Raw genomic sequence first — 17,773 nt, 5'->3', positions numbered from 1 at the left:
GTCTGGTGGCGCTGGGGATAATCACGCAACGAAACCGGGGATGATCCGATGACGCTGGACAACAAGGTGGAAACCTACAACGACAAGGTCGTCATGCAATTCGCAGTGATGACGGTCGTCTGGGGCCTGGTGGGCATGACGGTCGGCGTGCTGATCGCCGCCCAGCTCTACTGGCCCTCGCTGAACTTCGACACCGCCTGGCTGAGCTTCGGCCGGCTGCGCCCGCTGCACACCAACGCGGTGATCTTCGCCTTCGGCGGCTGCGCCCTGATGTCCACCAGCCTGTACGTGGTCCAGCGCACCAGCCACGTGCGCCTGTTCAGCGACAAGCTGGCGGCGTTCACGTTCTGGGGCTGGCAGGCGGTGATCCTGGCCGCGGCCATCTCGCTGCCGCTGGGCTACACGCAGGGCAAGGAGTACGCCGAGCTGGCCTGGCCGATCGACGTGCTGATCACCCTGGTCTGGGTCGCCTACGGCATCGTCTTCTTCGGCACCATCGTCAAGCGCCGGGTCCGCCACATCTTCGTCGCCAACTGGTTCTACGGCTCCTTCATCATCGCGGTGGCGCTGCTGCACATCGTCAACTCGCTGGCCATCCCGGCCGGCCTGATGCACAGCTACCCGATCTACTCGGGCGCCGTGGATGCGATGGTGCAGTGGTGGTACGGCCACAACGCGGTGGGCTTCTTCCTGACCGCCGGCTTCCTCGGGATGATGTATTACTTCGTGCCGCGCCGCGCCGGCCGCCCGATCTACAGCTACCGGCTCTCGATCGTGCATTTCTGGGCCCTGATCGCCATCTACATGTGGGCCGGCCCGCACCACCTGCACTACACCGCCCTGCCCGACTGGGTGCAGAGCGTGGGCATGGTGTTCTCGCTGATCCTGCTGGCGCCCAGCTGGGGCGGCGCGATCAACGGCGTCATGACGCTTTCGGGCGCCTGGCACAAGCTGCGCACCGACCCGATCATCAAGTTCCTGGTCGTCGCCATCTCGTTCTACATGATGAGCACGTTCGAGGGCCCGATGATGTCGATCAAGACCGTCAACGCGCTCAGCCACTACACCGACTGGACCATCGGCCACGTGCATTCCGGCGCGCTGGGCTGGGTGGCGATGATCTCCATCGGCTCGATCTACATGGTGATCCCGCGCTGCCTGGGCCTGAAGGAAATGGCCTCGCTCAAGCTCATCGACCTGCACTTCTGGGTCCACACCATCGGCGTCGTGCTGTACGCGGCCTCGATGTGGATCGCGGGCATCGGCCAGGGCCTGATGGCGCGCGCCTCCAACGCCGACGGCACGCTGACCTACGCCTTCGTCGAGATCGTCAAGTTCAACTACCCCTACTACATGATCCGCTTCCTGGGCGGCGTGCTGGTGTTGGCCGGCATGGTGCTGATGGTGGTGAACATGTGGCGCACGTTCCAGCAGGCCAAGGGCTTGGTGGCCGCCCCGGTGCTGCCCGCCGCCCCCGAAGCCAGCCACGCCTGAGGACCCGACATGAGCCACGAGAAACTCGAGACCAACATCGGCTGGATGGCGATCCTGATCGCCGTCGTCATCTCCTTCGGCGGCCTGGCCGAGATCGTCCCGCTGATGTACCAGGCGGAGACGGTGAAGCCGCTGCCGGGCATCAAGCCCTACCCGCCGCTGGAGCTGGCAGGCCGCGACATCTACGTGCGCGAGGGCTGCTACAACTGCCACTCGCAGATGGTGCGCACGCTGCGCCATGAAACCGAGCGCTACGGCCACTATTCGCTGGCCGGCGAGTCGGTGTACGACCGCCCGTTCCAGTGGGGCAGCAAGCGCACCGGCCCGGACCTGGCCCGCATCGGCGGCCGCTATTCCGACGACTGGCACCGCGTGCACCTGGTCAACCCGCGCGACGTGGTGCCGGTGTCGAACATGCCGGCCTACCCGTGGCTGGCCGAGACCCCGGTGGACCCGGGCGCGGTGGCGCGCAACATGCGCGCGCTGCAGCGCATCGGCGACCCGTACACCGACGAGGAGATCGACGGCGCCGCCGCCGCGGTCGCCGGCAAGACCGAACTCGACGCGCTCATCGCCTACCTCCAGGGCCTGGGCAAGCACGCGCCGAAGGGGTGACCGACATGCTTTCAGGAATCCTCACGGTGCTCGCGCTGCTCGCCTTCGTCGGCGGCGCCGCCTACGTGTACAGCGCCAAGCGCAAGCCCGAGTTCGACGAAGCCTCCCGCATTCCCCTTGATGAAGACCAGAGCGAGAACACCCCATGACGACCGGCTGGTCCCTCTACGTCATCTTCCTGGTGGTCCTGAACATCGTGGCCACCACCTGGCTGCTGTGGTGGACGGCGCGCAGGCGCAAGTCCGACGGCAACAAGGACGCCGAAACCACCGGCCACGTGTGGGACGGTGACCTCACCGAATACAACAAGCCGCTGCCGAAGTGGTGGATCAACCTGTTCTACCTGACCATCATCTACTCGGTCGGATACCTGATCTGGTACCCGGGCATGGGCAACTTCGCCGGCACCTCCGGCTGGAGCTCCGCGGGCGAGCACGACGCCGACAAGGCCGAGGCCGACAAGAAGCTGGCCGAGGCCTTCAGCCGCTTCGACGGCATGGCGATCGACCAGATCGCGAAGGACCCGGCGGCGGTCGCCTTCGGCGCCAGCCTGTACGCCAACCACTGCGCGATGTGCCACGGCTCGGATGCGCGCGGCGCCAAGGGCTTCCCCAACCTCACCGACGCCGACTGGCAGTGGGGCGGTTCGCCCGACGACATCCTCACCACCATCCTGCACGGCCGCCAGGCGGCGATGCCGGCCCTGGCCCCGGCGATCGGCGGCGACGTCGGCGTCACCGAGGTCGCGGCCTACGTGCAGAGCCTGTCGGGCATCAAGGCCGACCCGGCGCTGGTGGCGGCGGGCAAGGCGAAGTTCGGCGGCGTCTGCGCCGCGTGCCACGGCATCGAGGGCAAGGGCAACCCGGCCCTGGGCGCACCCAACCTCACCGACGACGCCTGGGTCTACGGCAGCGACTTCAACAGCATCCGCGAAGCCATCACCCTCGGCCGCAACGGCATGATGCCGGCGCACCTGCCGATCATCGGCGAGACCCGCACGCGCCTGGCGGCCGCCTATGTCTGGTCGCTGTCGCACGGCGACAAGGCCGCCGCCGGCGCGCCGGCGGGAGCCCCATGAGGGTCGAAGCCGAGCGCGGCTTCGACCATCCGCCCCGGCCGCTCGCGCAGCGGCTCGGGGCGATCCTGTGGCCGAGCTTCTTCGCGGCGGGCGTGGCGACGATGGTGTTCTTCGCCTTCGTGGATCCGCTGCTGCTGCGCGACCTGACCTTCCCCGGGCTCGAGATCAGCCGCGGCATGGGCTATACGATCGGGTTCTTCACCTTCTGGGCGTGCACGGCCAGCTCGAGCCTGTTCACCTGGATCCTGCTCAGGCCGGCGAGCCGCTTCAACCGCCCGCTGCCGAAGGACTGAGCGATGGCAGGCAAGATTCCCGTCGAGCTGGTGGATGAGGTCGGCCTCTACGTCTCCGAGCGCAAGGTCTATCCGCGCGAGCAGGGCGGCTTCTTCCAGACCCTGCGCAAGGCGGCGGTGTTCTGGCTGCTGGGCATGTACTACGGCTTCGCCTGGCTGCAGTGGGACGAGCGCCAGGCGGTGCTGTTCGACCTGCCGGCGCGCAAGTTCTACGTCTTCGGCCTGAGTTTCTGGCCTCAGGACTTCTTCTACCTGGCCCTGCTGCTGATCATGGCCGGGCTCACGCTGTTCTTCTTCACCGCGCTGGCCGGCCGGCTGTGGTGCGGCTACGCCTGCCCGCAGACGGTGTGGACGGAAGTCTTCATCTGGATGGAGCGCTGGACCGAGGGCGACCGCAACAAGCGGATGAAGCTCGACGCCGCGCCCTGGAGCCGCGAAAAGCTGCTGCGCAAGGGTTCCAAGCACGTGCTGTGGCTGGTGTTCGCGCTGTGGACCGGCTTCACCTTCGTCGGCTACTTCACCCCGATCCGGGAGCTCGCGGCGCGCCTGGTGCCGTTCGAATGGGGTGGCTGGGAGACGTTCTGGGTGCTGTTCTATTCGCTGGCCACCTGGGGCAACGCCGGCGTGCTGCGCGAGCAGGTGTGCAAGTACATGTGCCCGTATGCGCGCTTCCAGAGCGCGATGTTCGACCGCAACACCCTGATCATCGCCTACGACCCGATGCGTGGCGAGCCGCGCGGCGCCCGCAAGAAGAACGCGCTGGCCAGCGTGCTGCAGCGCGCCCGCGGCCTGCTGCCGATGGACCTGGCCACCAGCGCGGTGGTGCACGCGGCCCAGCACCGCAGCGCCGCCGACCTCAAGGCCGGCGCCCGCGCCACCACCGGCCTGGTGGTGGACGCCCAGGATGGCCTGCCGCCGCCACCCGCGGTGAGCACGCCCGAGGACCTGGGCGACTGCATCGACTGCACGATCTGCGTGCAGGTCTGCCCGACCGGCATCGACATCCGCAACGGCCTGCAGTACGAGTGCATCGCCTGCGGCGCCTGCGTGGACGCCTGCGATTCGGTGATGGACAAGATGGGTTACCCGCGCGGCCTGATCCGCAACACCACCCAGAACGCGCTCGAGGGCCAGCCCTCGCGCATCCTGCGGCCGCGCATCTTCGTCTACGGCACCCTGCTGCTCCTGCTGCTGGTGGGCTTCGGGGTCGGCATCGCCACCCGCACGCCGCTGCTGCTCGACGTGATCCGCGACCGCAACGCGCTCTACCGCGTGGCCGCCGACGGCAGCATCGAGAACGCCTACCTGCTGCGCATCGTCAACAAGGAAGACCGCCCGCACGTGTTCCGCGTGCGCATCGAGGGCGATCCCTCGATCGTGCTGGTCGAGGCCGGCGCCACCCATGCCGCCGCCCCCGAGGAAGTGCTGACCGTGCCGGTGACGCTGCGTGCGCCGGCCGGCCGCGTGAAGGGCCGCGCCGACCTGCGCTTCGTGGTCGACAGCGACGCCGAGGGCGTGCAGGCTGTCGAGGAAACCCGCTTCTTCGGCCCGATCCCATGACCGACGCCCCGCCCCGCCAGTGGCACCGCAACCCGGTGGCCTGGCTGATGATCGCGATCCCCGCGGCCACCGTCGTCGCCGGCTTCTGGACGCTGTGGCTGGCGGCCAGCGAGAGCGGCGTCGACACCAACCCCGACCAGGTCAGGCGCACGGCGCAGGTCCAGGTGACCTCGCTCGAACCCGACGAGACCGCGGCCCGGCTGGGCCTGTCGGCCGAGCTCACGTTCGGGGGCGACGGCGTGCTGGTGCGGGTGCTGCCCTCGTCCGGTCCGGTGGCGCCGCGCCTGCAGCTGGTGCATCCGATCGAGACCAGCCTCGACCGCGAGCTGGTGCTGTCGCCGCATCCACGCGGCTGGTTCGCGGCGGGCGAGTGGGTCGGGAAGGAGGCCTGGCACCTGCGCCTGGTCGCCGCCGACGGCAGCTGGCGCCTGGTCGGCCGCTACCGCCCCGGTGACACCGCGCTTCGCCTGGAGCCCGCGGTCCGCGCCGAATGAACCGCCCGCCCGGCAGCGCCTGCTTCCACTGCGGCGAGCCCCTTCCTTCCGACCCGCCCCGGGTCACCGTCGCCGGCGAGGCGCGCGCGGTCTGCTGCCACGGCTGCGGCGCCGCCGCGCAGTGGATCGCCGACGCCGGCCTCGACGACTACTACCGCCTGCGGCGCGAGGACGGCGCCCGCGTGGACGAAGCCGCGCCCGACTTCGCCAGCTGGGACCGCGCCGACGTGCAGGCCGGCCACGTGGTGCGCACGGCCGAAGGCGACCAGGTCACGGTGGTGGTGGAAGGCATGCGCTGCGCCGCCTGCGCCTGGCTGATCGACCGCGCGCTGGTGCGCGAGGACGGCGTGCTGGAGGTGGGCGCGAACGCCATCACCGGCCGCGTGCGCCTGCGCTGGGATCCGGCGCGGGCGCCGCTGTCGCGGCTGCTGTCGCGCCTCGCCGCGCTCGGCTACCGCCCGCACCTCGCGCAGGGCGAGGCCGCCGAGCGCGAGCGCCGCCGCGAGCGCAACCGGCTGATCGCGCGCCTGGGCGTGGCGGTGCTGGGCACCACCCAGGCGATGATGTTCGCGGAGGCGCTCTACCTCGACACCGCCAACGAAATGGCGCCGGCCACGCGCGATTTCTTCCGCTGGATCACCTTCCTGGTGTCGACGCCGGTGGTGTTCTTCTCGGGCTGGCCGTTCCTCGCCGGCATGGCGGTCGAGCTGCGGCACCGGCGGCCGGGCATGGACACGCTGGTGGCGACTTCGGTGCTGCTGGCCTACTTCGCCAGCCTGTTCGAGACGCTGCGCGGCGGGCGCCACGTCTGGTACGACGCCGCGGTGATGTTCGTGCTGTTCCTGCTGGCCGCGCGCTTCCTCGAGCTGATGGCGCGGCGGCAGGCCAGCGCCCGGCTCGACACGCTGGCGCGCGCGCAGCCGGCGCTGGCCTGGCGCCGCACGCCCGCGGGCCGCGAGCAGGTGCCGGTGGCCGCGCTGCAGGCCGGCGACGTGGTGCTGGTGGGCGTGGGTGAGGCGGTGCCGGCCGACGGCGCGCTGCTCGAGGCCGCCGCCTCGTTCGACGAGTCCCTGCTCACGGGCGAATCGGTGCCGGTGGCGCGCCAGCCCGGCGATGCGCTCTACGCCGGCAGCGTCTGCCGCGAACAGGCCGCGGCGATGGCCGTGCAGCGCACGGGCACCGACACGCGGCTGTCGCAGCTAACGCGCGCCGTCGAGCAGGCGCAGGCGCAGCGGCCGCGCGTGGCCAGGCTGGCCGATGCGGTGGCGACGCGGTTCGTGTCGGCGCTGTTCGTGGTCGCGGCGCTCGTCTTCGTCGCATGGTGGCACTTCGAGCCCGCGCGCGCGTTCGAAGTGGCGCTGGCGGTGCTGGTGGTCAGCTGCCCCTGCGCCCTGTCGCTGGCGGTGCCGGCGGCGCTGGCCACCGCGCACGGCACGCTGGCGCGGATGGGCGTGCTGGCGCTGGGCGCCGATGCGTTGGAATCGCTGGCGCGGGCCGACACCGTGGTGATGGACAAGACCGGCACGCTGACCACCGGCCGGCCGGTGATGGCCAGCGCGGACGCGATGGACGGCGGCGACCCGGCGCCGTGGCTCCGGATCGCGGCGGCCCTCGAGCGCGACGCCGGGCATCCGATCGCCGCCGCCTTCCTGCGTGCCGACGCGCCCGCGGCCAGCGCCCTTCGCGCGCATCCGGGGCAAGGCATCGCCGGGTTCGTCGAGGGGCGCCCGTATCGGCTCGGGCGCGCGGACTTCGCCGCGGCACGGCCCGACGACGGCGCGCTGTGGCTCGGCGACGGCGCCCGCGCGTTCGCGCGTTTCACTTTGGAGGATCCGCCGCGCGCGGATGCCGCGGCGGCGATCGCGGCGCTGCGTGCGCAAGGCCTCGCGCCGCGCATCCTGAGCGGCGACGGCCACGAAGCGGTCGGCCGCGTCGCCGCATCGCTGGGCGTCGAGGCGCACGCCGCGCGCCAGTCGCCGGAACAAAAGCTCGCCGCGGTGCGCGCGCTGCAGGCCGCGGGCCACCGCGTGCTGATGCTCGGCGACGGCATCAACGACGCGCCCGTGCTGGCCGGTGCCGACGTCTCGATGGCGATGGCCGACGGCGCCCCGCTGGCGCACCGCGCCGCCGACCTGGTGCTGACCGGCTCCTCGCTGGTGCGCGTGCCGCAGGCGGTGGCGCTGGCCCGCCGCAGCCAACGGGTCATCCGCCAGAACCTGGGCTGGGCGCTGGCCTACAATCTGGTCGCCCTGCCCTTCGCTGCGCTCGGGTGGGTCACGCCGGGGCTGGCCGCGCTGGGCATGGCGGCCTCCTCGCTGGTCGTGACCGCCAACGCGCTGCGCCTGGGCCGTATCGAGGACACCGCGCCATGAACATCCTGCTCGCCCTGGTGCCGATCTCCCTGCTTTTGCTGCTGGTCGCGATCGGCGCCTTTCTGTGGGCGGTGCGGCGCGGGCAGTTCGACGACCTCGACACGCCCTCGCTCGACATCCTCGGCGACGACGAGCGCCCGGCGCCGGCGCCGAGGCGCGATGCGACGCGAGACACCCCGCCAGGCGACCCGCGCGAGGCCACGCCGCCGCGCCAGGACGACTGATGCCCGTCGATCTCACCGTGCTGCTGGCGGCGCTGCTCACCGGCCTGCTGGGCGGGCTGCACTGCGCGGCCATGTGCGGCGGCATCGCGACCGGGCTGGCGGCATCGCTGCCCAAGCCGGGCCTCGCGCCGGCGTTCGCGCTCAACGGCGGCCGGCTGCTGGGCTACACGCTGGCAGGCGCGATCGTCGGCGGCTTCGGCGGCGGGCTGCTCACGCTGGCGCGCTCGGACGGACTGGCCACGTCGCTGCGCGTGGCCATGGGCGTCGTGCTGCTCGTGGCCGCGGCGCGCCTGCTGTGGCCCACGCGCCTGGGCTTCGTCGCGCGTGGCGGCGCCTGGTTCTGGCAGGCGCTGCGTCCGCTGCAGGCACGCGTGTTGCCCACGGCCGGACCGCTGCGCCCGTGGGTGCTGGGCCTGTTCTGGGGCTGGCTGCCCTGCGGCCTCTCGACCACGCTGCTGGCGGCCGCCTGGCTCGAAGCCAGCGCCCTGCACGGCGCCCTGCTGATGCTCGCCTTCGGCACCGGCACCCTGGCCACGATGCTGCCCATCACCTGGAGCGGGGCCCGCCTCGGCGGTTTGCTGAAGCAGCGCGGCTGGCGCCTCGCCGGCGCCTGCGTGATCGCCGTCGCCGGCGTCATCACGATGGCCGGGCCCTGGCTCGCCGCCCGACCCGCTGTACATGACGTACTCGTGGCGCTGGGGTGTCGCTCCGTTTGAGTTCGGTGAATTGAACGCGGATCAGAGCGGATGCACGCGGATCAAAGCGGATAGGGCAAAACGGAAGTGGATTGCGGCAAGGGCGACGCTTCGCGATGGAAACCGCACGCAGTCGCCGGCTTCAGCAATCTGGCGCCGAGCCAATCCCAATGGCTTCTGCCCTATCCGCCTTGATCCGCGTGCATCCGCTCTGATCCGCGTTAGGAACACGAACCCGGGATCTTCGCGAAGAGCATCGGGACTGAAGTCCCTCCCACAGGGCCTGGGGGTCAGGGGTGGGCGCGGGAGGCGGGTTTGGCGGGGCCGTGGACCATGGCGTCGAGGCGGGCCATGTCCAGGATCTGCAGCTGGCGGCCACGGACGGAGATGATGCCGTCGTCCTGCATCTTCGTCAGCGTGCGGCTGACGGTTTCGATCACCATGCCGAGGTAGCTGGCGATGTCCTCGCGGCTCATCGGCAGCATGAACTGGTCGCCGGGGCGGCCGAGCAGCTTGTAGCGTTCGGACAACCCGTGCAGGAACAGCGCCAGCCGCTCCGGCGCCTGCCGGCGGCCGAGCATTTCCATGTGCGTCTGGTCGCGGTTGATGCCCTGGCCGATGATGCGCAGCAGCTGGTGCTGCAGGCCCGGCACCTTCGAGCACACATGCTCGAGCTGGGTCAGCGGGATCTCGCACACGGTGGCGCGGGTCAGCGCCTGCGCCTCGCAGGCGTGGTGGCCGCTGCCCAGCGCGTCCAGGCCCATCAGCTCGCCGGGCAGGTGGAAGCCGATCACCTGCACGTCGCCGTCCTGGTTGGTGGCGAGCGTCTTGAACGCGCCCTCGCGCGCGACGAACAGCGAGCCCAGGTTCTGGCCCGCGCGGAACAGGGTCTCGCCCTGCTCCAGCGGGCGCTTGTTGCGCACGATGTCGTCGAGCTGCTGCAGGTCGCTGCCGCCGATGCCGGCCGGCAGGCACAGCACGTGCAGCGAGCACTGCGCGCAGCTCTTGCGCAGCCTGTCGAGGTCGACGACCTGGGCGCTCACCCGGCTTACTCCTTCGTCCAGCGCTTGAGCCAGTCGTTGACGGCGTCGTGCCACTGCACGCTGTTGTGCGGCTTGAGGATCCAGTGGTTCTCGTCCGGGAAGTACAGCAGCTGGCTCTCGACGCCATTGCGCTGCGCCGCGCTGAACGCCGCCAGGCCCTGCTCCACCAGCACGCGGTAGTCCTTCTGGCCGTGGATCACCAGCATCGGCGACTTCCACTTCGAGACGTGGTTGATCGGGTTGAACTTCTCGTAGTTCTCCGGCACCTGCACCGGCGTGCCGCCGTTCTCCCATTCGGTGAACCACAGCTCCTCGGTGTTGAAGCCCATGATGCGCGTGTCCACCACGCCGGCGTGGTTGACCAGGCACTTGAACGCGTCCGGCCAGTTGCCGGCGATCCAGGCCACCATGTAGCCGCCGTAGCTGCCGCCCAGCGCGCAGGCGCGGTCGCCGTCGAGGAAGGGATACTTTTCCTGCGCGAAGGCCCAGCCCTTCTGCAGGTCCTCGAGCGGCTTGCCGCCCCAGTCCTGCGAGATCGCATCGGTGAAGGCCTGGCCGTAGCCGGTGGAGCCGTGGAAGTCGATCATCACCACCGCGAAGCCCTGGCCGGCGTAGGTCTGCGCGTTCCAGCGGTAGTGGAAGTTGTCGCCGAAGCTGCCCTGCGGGCCGCCGTGGATCAGGAAGGCGACCGGGTACTGCTTGCCTTCCTCGTAGCCGACCGGCTTGACCACGTAGCCGTAGACGGTCTCGTCGTTCCAGCCCTTGAAGCTGAACTGCTCGAACCCGCCGAACGCGAGGTCCTTGAGCGCTTCCTCGTTGGCGCGGGTGACCTGGCGCGCGGCGCTGCCGTCGGCGCGGGCCACGAAGGCCTGCCCCGGCGTGTCGAGGTCGCTGACGACGTAGGCCAGGGTGTCGCCCACCAGGTCGAAGCCCGCGAGCGTGCCGCCCGGCACCACCTTGGTGGCGGCGCCGCTGGCGATCTCCACGCGGTAGAGCGGGTAGGTGCCGACATCCTGCGTGGTCGTGTAAATGTGCTTGCCGTCGGCCGAGAGCGTGATGCTGCTGGCCGACCGGTCCCAATCGGGCGCGATTTCGCGGGTCTTGCCGCTGGCCAGGTCCATCGCCATCAGCGCCAGGCGGTCGGCCTCGAAGCCGGGGCGCTTCATCGCGCGGTAGTAGAGCGTCTTGCCGTCGGCGCTGAACACCGGGCCGGTGTCCATGGCCGGGTTGGACGCGGTCAGGTTCTGCGGCGCGCGGCGCGCGCGCACCCAGACGCGGTGCAGGTCGAAGTTGGTGGACCAGGCCTCGCCGCGGTCGGCGGCGCGCACGCTGTAGACGATCGACTGGCCGTCCGGCGCCCAGGCGTACTCGCTGGCGTCGCCGAAGGGCTTGGAGGGGACGTCGCCGAGCACGCCGGCGGACAGGCGCACGGGCTCACCGGCGGCCTTGCCGTCGGCGCCGAAGCGGGCCACGAACAGCTGGTTCAGGCGGCCGTCCATCCAGGTGTCCCAGTGGCGCACGAACAGCCTGTCGTAGAGCACGCCGGTCGCCTTGGCCGCGGCCTTCTCGTCCAGGCGCGCCTTGGTGCAGGCCAGGTCGGCGCAGTCGGGGAAGACCTCGAAGCTGACCGCCACCGACTGGCCGTCGGGCGAGAGCTTGTAGCTGCCGACATCGAGGGGGAAATCGGTGACCTGCACGGCGTCGCCACCGGCCACGGGCTGCTTCCACAGCTGCTGCGTGCCGGACTTGGCGCTGAGGAAATACACGTTCGCGCCGTCCGGCGAGAAGGCCGGGCTGTTGACGTTCAGGCCCTCGGCGGTGAAGCGCACCGGCGGCGCCGCGTCGCGCGCCAGCAGGTCCTCGATCCACAGGCCGGTGCTGGCCTTGTTGGCCTCGAAATCGACCTCGCGCACCGCCACCACCAGCTTGCGGCCGTCGGGCGACAGGGTGGGCGACGAGACGCGGTCGAGGGTGACCATGTCGCGGGCGTCGAAGGGACGGGCGGCCTGGCTGGCGGCGGGCAGCAGGGCCGGCAGCAGCAAGGCGATCAGGGCGGGACGCAGGGTCATCGAATCGGCCTCCGTGGGTCAGGCGCCCATGGTAGGCAGCCCGGGCGGGGTAAGCAAAGGCGACCTTCGGGCGGGGATGGCTATACTCGGCCGTCCTGCCACGGAGCCACCCAGTGACCCACAACGCTGCCCTATCCGCCCAGTCGGGCGAACTGTTCGGCCACCCCAAGGGGCTGTTCGTCTGCTTCATGACCGAGATGTGGGAGCGCTTCGCGTTCTACGGCATGAAGACGCTGCTGCTGCTGTACCTCACCAAGTACCACCTGTTCGCCGACGCCGACGGCTACCTGCTGCTGGGCACCTACGCCGGCCTGGCGTATGCGCTTCCGCTGCTGGGCGGCCTGCTGGCCGACCGCTACCTGGGCATGCGCAAGGCGGTGATCTTCGGCGGCCTGCTGCTGGTGCTGGGCCAGCTGGGCATGGCCTACACGGGTGATGCGGCCACCGGCATCCAGGGCCAAGGCGTGCGCGATGAGTTCGCGCTGCAGGTGATGTACGCATCGCTGGCGCTGATCGGCGTGGGCGTCGGTTTCCTCAAGCCCAACATCTCCACCATCGTCGGGCGGCTGTATGCCGACAACGACCCGCGCCGCGATTCCGGCTTCACGATCTTCTACATGGGCATCAACGTCGGCGCCTTCCTGGCCTCGATCGTGGTGGGCTACATCGGCGAAACCATCGGCTGGGGCTGGGGCTTCGGCCTGGCCGGCGTGATGATGGCGCTGGGCCTGGTGCAGTTCGTGTTCGGCCAGAAACACCTGCTGGGCCAAGCCGAACCGTCCGACCCGGTGGCGCTGCGCGCGCCGGTGTTCGCCGGCATCTCGCGCGAGTGGATGATCTACCTGGGCGGCCTCGTGCTGGCGGTGGTGGTGTGGCAGGTGCTGCAGACCCGCGTGAGTTTCGCGCCGCTGACCGCGATGCTGGGCGGCCACGAGCCGACCCTGACCGAAGTGGTCGCCGTGCTCATGGGCGCGGCGCTGTTCGCCTGGTTCATCCGGCTGATGCTCACCGACCTGACCCGGGTCGAGAAGGGCCGGATGATCGTGCTGATGGTGCTGATCGTGGTCAGCGCGCTGTTCTGGGGCCTCTACGAGCAGAGCTACGGCCCGTGGGTGGCGATGGCGGACCGCGCGATGGACCGCGACACCTTCGGCATCACCTGGACCGCCGGCCAGACCACGGCCTTCGGCGCGCTATTCGTGATCCTGTTCTCGCTGCCGTTCGCGTGGCTGTGGCCCAAGCTCGACAAGATGGGCATGAACCCGAGCTACCCGGCCAAGTTCGCCTGGGGCCTGGTGTTCTGCGGCCTGGCCTTCGGCGTGCTGGCGTGGTCGGCGGCGAACCCGGGCACCGATGGCCTGGTCAGCGTGTGGTGGCTGGTCCTCGCCTACGCCGTGCTGGTGATGGGCGAAATGGTGCTGTCGCCGATCGGCCTGGCCGCGGTGACCTCGCTGTCGATCAAGCGCGCGGTTGGCCTGATGATGGGTGCGTGGTTCCTGTTCTCGGCCTTCGGTGAGATCATCGCCGGCCGCATGGGCACCTGGGCCTCGATCGCGCCCAACGCCGACGGCAGCTTCGACATCCCGCGCGCGCTGGGCGTCTATTCCAGCGTGTTCACCGACATGATGTGGATCGGCCTGGCCGCGGGCGTGCTGATGTTCGCGCTGACGCCGATGCTGAAGAAGCTGATGCGCCCAGTCTGATCCCAAGGATGAATGTAGGAGGGCCTGAAGGCCCTCCTACCGGTTTACCGGGCTAGCGGGCCAGTTCGTCGAGAACGTCGGCCAGGCCTTCACGCCAGTCGCCGAGGCCGGCGCCAAAAACACGGGCGAAGGCGCTGGAATCCAGCCGCGAGTAGGCAGGCCGTTTGGCCTTGGTCGGGTACTGGTCGGTGGTAATGGCTTCCAGGGTCGGCGCGGCGCTGAGCAAGCCGCGGGCCACCGCCCCTTCGAAAATCGCCGCGGCGAACGCGTGCCAGCTGCACTCGCCCTCCGCGGCGAGATGCCAGGTTCCGCTGGTCGCAGGCGCGACGTCCAGCGTGCCCGCCAGGGCCGCGGCGATGCGATGTGCAGCGGTGGGCGCACCAACCTGGTCGGCGACCACGCGCAGGTGGCCGCGCTCGCGCGCCAGCCGCAGCATCGTGAGGAGGAAATTGCTGCCGCGTGCCGCATACACCCAGCTGAGCCGGAAGATGCGGTGCGACGCGCCGCTGTCGCGCACGGCCTGCTCGCCCTGCCACTTGCTGAGCCCATAGGCGCCCAGCGGCGCGGCCGGATCGGTCTCGACCAGCGGCCGACGGGCGCTGCCGTCGAACACGTAGTCGGTGGAAAGATGCACGAAGGGCACGCCCGCGGCGGCGCAGGCCCGCGCCAGCACCCCCGGGGCCTCGGCATTGATGCGGTGCGCGAGCGCCGGCTCGTCCTCGGCGCGGTCCACCGCGGTGTAAGCGGCGGCGTTCACCACCCAATCCGGGCGCACGGACTCGACCAGGCCGGCCAGGCGGGCGGGCTCGGAGAAATCAGCGGCGAGGCAGGCCGTGCCGTCGGGCAGCTGGCCGCTGCGCGTGGTGGCGATGAGTTCGCCGCGGGCGGCCAGCGGCGCGCGCAGGGCATCGCCGACCTGGCCGTTGGCGCCCAGCAGCAGGATCCTCATCCGCCGTAGACCGGCAGGCGATCCTCGGCGATGTCGGCGAGGAAGGGCGCGACCGCGTCCTTGGGCGAGAGCAGCGGCTCGGACACCGGCCAGTCGATGCCGAAGGTGGCGTCGTTCCAGCGCAGGTTGGCGTCGGCGGCGCGGTCGTAGGGCGCGGTGACGAGGTAGTGGAAGGTGGCGCGCTCGGACAGCACCACGAAGCCGTGGGCGAAGCCCTCGGGGATCCAGAACTGGCGCTTGTTCTCCGCCGACAGCACCACCCCGACCGACTGGCCGAAGGTGGGCGAGCCGCGGCGGATGTCGACGGCGACGTCGTAGACCTCGCCTTCGAGCACGCTGACGTACTTGGCCTGCGGATTGGGCCACTGGTAGTGCAGCCCGCGCAGCACGCCGCGCACCGACGAGGACACGTTGCCCTGCACAAACACGGGCGAGAGCCCGTGCTCGGCGAAGGCGGCGCGGTTCCAGCTTTCGAAGAAGAAGCCGCGGTCGTCGCCGAACACCTTCGGCTCGAACATGAGGCAGCCCGGCAGGGCGGTCTCGGTCACTTTCACTTCACGACCCCGCGCTGCACCAGCGACAGCAGGTACTCGCCGTAGCCGTTCTTGGCCAGCGGCTTGGCCAGCGCCTGCAGCTGGGCGTCGTCGATCCAGCCGTTGCCCCAGGCGATCTCCTCCGGGCAGCACACGCGCAGGCCCTGGCGCGCCTCGATGGTCTCGATGAAGTTCGAGGCCTCCAGCAGCGACTGGTGGGTGCCGGTGTCGAGCCAGGCGTAGCCGCGGCCGAGCTGCTCGAGCTGCAGCGCGCCTTCCTCGAGGTAGCAGCGGTTGAGGTCGGTGATCTCGAGCTCGCCGCGCGGCGAGGGCTTGAGCGCCGCCGCGAACTCCGGCGCGCGGCCGTCGTAGAAGTACAGGCCGGTGACGGCGTAGTTCGACTTCGGCTTGGCCGGCTTTTCCTCCAGGCCCACCACCTTGCCGGTGGCGTCGAACTCGGCCACGCCGTAGCGCTCCGGGTCGCGCACGTAGTAGCCGAACACGGTGGCGCCGTGCTCGCGCGCATCGGCGCGCTGCAGCAGCTCGGTCAGGCCGGTGCCGTGGAAGATGTTGTCGCCCAGCACCAGGCAGCTGGGCTGGCCGGCGAGGAACTCGCGGCCGATCAGGAAGGCCTGGGCCAGGCCGTCCGGGCTCGGCTGCACGGCGTACTCGATCTTCATGCCCCACTGCGAGCCGTCGCCCAGCAGGCGCTTGAACAGCTCCTGCTCGTGCGGGGTGTTGATCACCAGCACTTCGCGGATGCCCGCCAGCATCAGCACGCTGAGCGGGTAGTAGATCATCGGCTTGTCGTAGACCGGCAGCAGCTGCTTGCTGACCGACTGCGTGATCGGATACAGGCGGGTGCCGGAGCCGCCGGCGAGGATGATTCCCTTGCGCGCCATGTCAGGCCTCCGTGCCGATGCGCTCGAGGCGGTAGCTGCCGTCGAGCACGCGGTTCACCCAGGCCTCGTTGGCCAGGTACCAGTCGACCGTGGCGGCCATGCCTTCCTCGAAGCTGACCGTGGGCGCCCAGCCGAGTTCGCCCTGGATCTTGCTGGCGTCGATGGCGTAGCGGCGGTCGTGGCCCGGGCGGTCCTTGACGTAGGTGACCTGGGATTCGCGCGGCTGGCCGTCGGCGCGCGGGCGGCGGGCGTCGAGCAGCGCGCACAGCGTGCGCACCACGTGGATGTTCTCGCGCTCGGCGTCGCCGCCGACGTTGTAGGTCTCGCCCACGCGGCCGGCTTCCAGCACGCGGCGGATGGCGCTGCAGTGGTCCTTCACGAACAGCCAGTCGCGGACGTTGCGGCCGTCGCCGTAGACCGGCAGCGGGGCGCCGGCCAGGGCCTTCTGGATGATCAGCGGGATGAGCTTCTCGGGGAACTGGAACGGGCCGTAGTTGTTCGAGCAGTTGGTGGTGAGCACCGGCAGCCCGTAGGTGTGGTGGAAGGCCCGCACCAGGTGGTCGGACGCGGCCTTGGACGCCGAGTACGGCGAGTTCGGCGCGTAAGGCGTGGTTTCGGTGAACTTGCCCTCGTCGCCCAGCGAGCCGTAGACCTCGTCGGTGGAGACGTGCAGGAAGCGGAAGCCGTCCTTCGCCGCGCCCTCGAGCGACTTCCAGTAGTCGCGGGCCGCCTCGAGCAGGGCCAGGGTGCCGACGACATTGGTCTGCACGAACGCGGCCGGGCCGTCGATCGAGCGGTCGACGTGGCTCTCGGCCGCGAAGTTGATCACGGCCTGCGGGCGGTGCTCGGCCAGCAGCTTCGCCACGAGCTCGCGGTCGCCGATGTCGCCCTGCACGAACACGTGGTTCGGGTTGCCGTCCAGCGACGACAGGGTGTCGAGGTTGCCGGCGTAGGTCAGCACGTCGAGGTTGATGACGCGAACGCCCGACGCGACCGCGTCGAGCACGAAGTTACCGCCGATGAAACCGGCACCGCCGGTCACGAACCAGGTTTGCACTCAAGGACTCCTGCACGAAAACGCCCGGCCGGGGCCGGTGGGGGGATGCGCGAAAAAAGGGATCAGAACGGGATGTCGTCGTCCGGGAACGGATCGTCGTTGCGCGACGGGGGCGGGGCGCCGCCGCCGGAGCGCGAACCGTAGTCGCCGCCGCCACCGCCGGAGCGCGAGCCATAGTCGCCGCCGCCGCGCGGGCCGCCGCTGGCCGGCCGGGACGGGCGCTCGCTGCGCTCGCCGCCGCCACGCTGGCCACCGCCGCCACCACCGCCACCCTCGCCCATGCCGCCGAGCATCTGCATCTCGTCGGCGATGATGTCGGTGGCGTACTTCTCGACGCCGTTCTTGTCGGTGTACTTCTCGGTGCGCAGGCTGCCCTCGATATAGACCTGGCGGCCCTTCTTGAGGTATTCGCCCATGATCTCGGCGAGGCGGCCGAAGGCCTTCACGCGGTGCCACTCGGTCCGCTCCTGCTGCTCGCCGTTCTTGTCCTTCCAGCTCTCGGTGGTGGCGACGGAGATCGTGGTGATGGCCGAGCCGCTCTGGCTGTAGCGCACTTCGGGGTCGTTGCCGAGGTTGCCCACCAGGATGACTTTGTTGATGCCGCGCGCCATGGCTTTCCTGCCTTCGTCGATGGAATTGTGAACCGGCGGCCATTATGCCAGCCCCGGCGCGGAGGGGGGTGTAGGGGCCAC

General features: G+C 70.3%; 18 protein-coding genes. 11 read left to right on the top strand and 7 right to left on the bottom strand.

The annotated features are described in order from the left end of the window. The first annotated feature begins 48 nt into the window (after window positions 1-48). The 10 genes from ccoN to VFV21_RS12010 are packed head-to-tail and all read left to right on the top strand — an operon-like array spanning window position 49 to window position 8,846. Entirely contained in the window at window positions 49-1,494 is a 1,446-nt protein-coding gene (gene ccoN, locus VFV21_RS12055; protein WP_329669665.1) for a cytochrome-c oxidase, cbb3-type subunit I, read from the top strand. Window positions 1,495-1,503: 9 nt separating this feature from the next. Further along, window positions 1,504-2,109 (top strand): cytochrome-c oxidase, cbb3-type subunit II, encoded by a 606-nt coding sequence (gene ccoO / locus VFV21_RS12050; RefSeq protein WP_329669664.1) that lies wholly within the window; start codon window positions 1,504-1,506, stop codon window positions 2,107-2,109. Between the two features lie 5 nt (window positions 2,110-2,114). Further along, window positions 2,115-2,258: a cbb3-type cytochrome oxidase subunit 3 gene (locus VFV21_RS12045; protein ID WP_156968861.1), complete on the top strand. Its 144-nt coding sequence runs from the start codon at window positions 2,115-2,117 to the stop codon at window positions 2,256-2,258. Beyond that, complete coding sequence (gene ccoP / locus VFV21_RS12040) at window positions 2,255-3,187, top strand: cytochrome-c oxidase, cbb3-type subunit III (RefSeq protein ID WP_329669663.1); 933 nt, start codon at window positions 2,255-2,257, stop codon at window positions 3,185-3,187. The genes VFV21_RS12045 and ccoP overlap by 4 nt, the downstream gene beginning before the upstream one ends. Beyond that, entirely contained in the window at window positions 3,184-3,480 is a 297-nt protein-coding gene (locus tag VFV21_RS12035) for a hypothetical protein (RefSeq protein WP_329669662.1), read from the top strand. The genes ccoP and VFV21_RS12035 overlap by 4 nt, the downstream gene beginning before the upstream one ends. Window positions 3,481-3,483: 3 nt before the next feature. Beyond that, entirely contained in the window at window positions 3,484-5,040 is a 1,557-nt protein-coding gene (locus VFV21_RS12030; RefSeq protein ID WP_329669661.1) for a 4Fe-4S dicluster domain-containing protein, read from the top strand. Then, complete coding sequence (locus VFV21_RS12025; protein ID WP_329669660.1) at window positions 5,037-5,534, top strand: FixH family protein; 498 nt, start codon at window positions 5,037-5,039, stop codon at window positions 5,532-5,534. Before VFV21_RS12030 ends, VFV21_RS12025 begins: the two co-directional genes overlap by 4 nt. Further along, window positions 5,531-7,906 (top strand): heavy metal translocating P-type ATPase, encoded by a 2,376-nt coding sequence (locus VFV21_RS12020; protein ID WP_329669659.1) that lies wholly within the window; start codon window positions 5,531-5,533, stop codon window positions 7,904-7,906. Before VFV21_RS12025 ends, VFV21_RS12020 begins: the two co-directional genes overlap by 4 nt. Continuing rightward, a complete protein-coding gene (ccoS, locus tag VFV21_RS12015; RefSeq protein ID WP_329669658.1) occupies window positions 7,903-8,130 on the top strand; it encodes a cbb3-type cytochrome oxidase assembly protein CcoS in 228 nt (75 codons plus the stop codon). The genes VFV21_RS12020 and ccoS overlap by 4 nt, the downstream gene beginning before the upstream one ends. Beyond that, window positions 8,130-8,846: a sulfite exporter TauE/SafE family protein gene (locus VFV21_RS12010; protein ID WP_329669657.1), complete on the top strand. Its 717-nt coding sequence runs from the start codon at window positions 8,130-8,132 to the stop codon at window positions 8,844-8,846. Before ccoS ends, VFV21_RS12010 begins: the two co-directional genes overlap by 1 nt. 269 nt (window positions 8,847-9,115) lie before the next feature. On the opposite strand, the gene VFV21_RS12005 is transcribed toward VFV21_RS12010, so the two are convergent. After that, window positions 9,116-9,868: a helix-turn-helix domain-containing protein gene (locus tag VFV21_RS12005; protein ID WP_329669656.1), complete on the bottom strand. Its 753-nt coding sequence runs from the start codon at window positions 9,866-9,868 to the stop codon at window positions 9,116-9,118. Between the two features lie 5 nt (window positions 9,869-9,873). After that, a complete protein-coding gene (locus VFV21_RS12000; RefSeq protein WP_329669655.1) occupies window positions 9,874-11,937 on the bottom strand; it encodes a S9 family peptidase in 2,064 nt (687 codons plus the stop codon). Window positions 11,938-12,050: 113 nt separating this feature from the next. Between VFV21_RS12000 and VFV21_RS11995 the strand changes: the two genes are divergently transcribed. Then, window positions 12,051-13,640 carry a peptide MFS transporter gene (locus tag VFV21_RS11995; RefSeq protein ID WP_329669654.1) on the top strand — a complete coding sequence of 530 codons (1,590 nt, stop codon included), beginning with the start codon at window positions 12,051-12,053 and terminating at the stop codon, window positions 13,638-13,640. A 52-nt stretch (window positions 13,641-13,692) separates the two neighbouring features. Here VFV21_RS11995 and rfbD read toward each other — a convergent pair whose 3' ends face one another. The 5 genes from rfbD to ssb form a co-directional block, all read right to left on the bottom strand. Continuing rightward, window positions 13,693-14,589 carry a dTDP-4-dehydrorhamnose reductase gene (gene rfbD, locus VFV21_RS11990; protein WP_329669653.1) on the bottom strand — a complete coding sequence of 299 codons (897 nt, stop codon included), beginning with the start codon at window positions 14,587-14,589 and terminating at the stop codon, window positions 13,693-13,695. Beyond that, window positions 14,586-15,143, bottom strand: coding sequence for a dTDP-4-dehydrorhamnose 3,5-epimerase (gene rfbC / locus VFV21_RS11985; RefSeq protein WP_329669652.1), 558 nt, complete (start codon window positions 15,141-15,143; stop codon window positions 14,586-14,588). The genes rfbD and rfbC overlap by 4 nt, the downstream gene beginning before the upstream one ends. Continuing rightward, window positions 15,140-16,024 (bottom strand): glucose-1-phosphate thymidylyltransferase RfbA, encoded by an 885-nt coding sequence (rfbA, locus tag VFV21_RS11980; RefSeq protein WP_034210237.1) that lies wholly within the window; start codon window positions 16,022-16,024, stop codon window positions 15,140-15,142. The genes rfbC and rfbA overlap by 4 nt, the downstream gene beginning before the upstream one ends. 1 nt (window position 16,025) lies before the next feature. Then, window positions 16,026-17,081 carry a dTDP-glucose 4,6-dehydratase gene (rfbB, locus tag VFV21_RS11975; protein ID WP_329669651.1) on the bottom strand — a complete coding sequence of 352 codons (1,056 nt, stop codon included), beginning with the start codon at window positions 17,079-17,081 and terminating at the stop codon, window positions 16,026-16,028. A gap of 62 nt (window positions 17,082-17,143) precedes the next feature. Next, window positions 17,144-17,692, bottom strand: coding sequence for a single-stranded DNA-binding protein (gene ssb / locus VFV21_RS11970; protein WP_329669650.1), 549 nt, complete (start codon window positions 17,690-17,692; stop codon window positions 17,144-17,146). Window positions 17,693-17,773 lie beyond the last annotated feature (81 nt).

It is taken from the genome of Arenimonas sp., assembly GCF_036275555.1.
GTDB lineage: Bacteria > Pseudomonadota > Gammaproteobacteria > Xanthomonadales > Xanthomonadaceae > Arenimonas.
The sequence above is the reverse complement of the archived record's forward strand: the minus strand, read 5'-3'. Positions and strand labels throughout refer to the sequence as shown.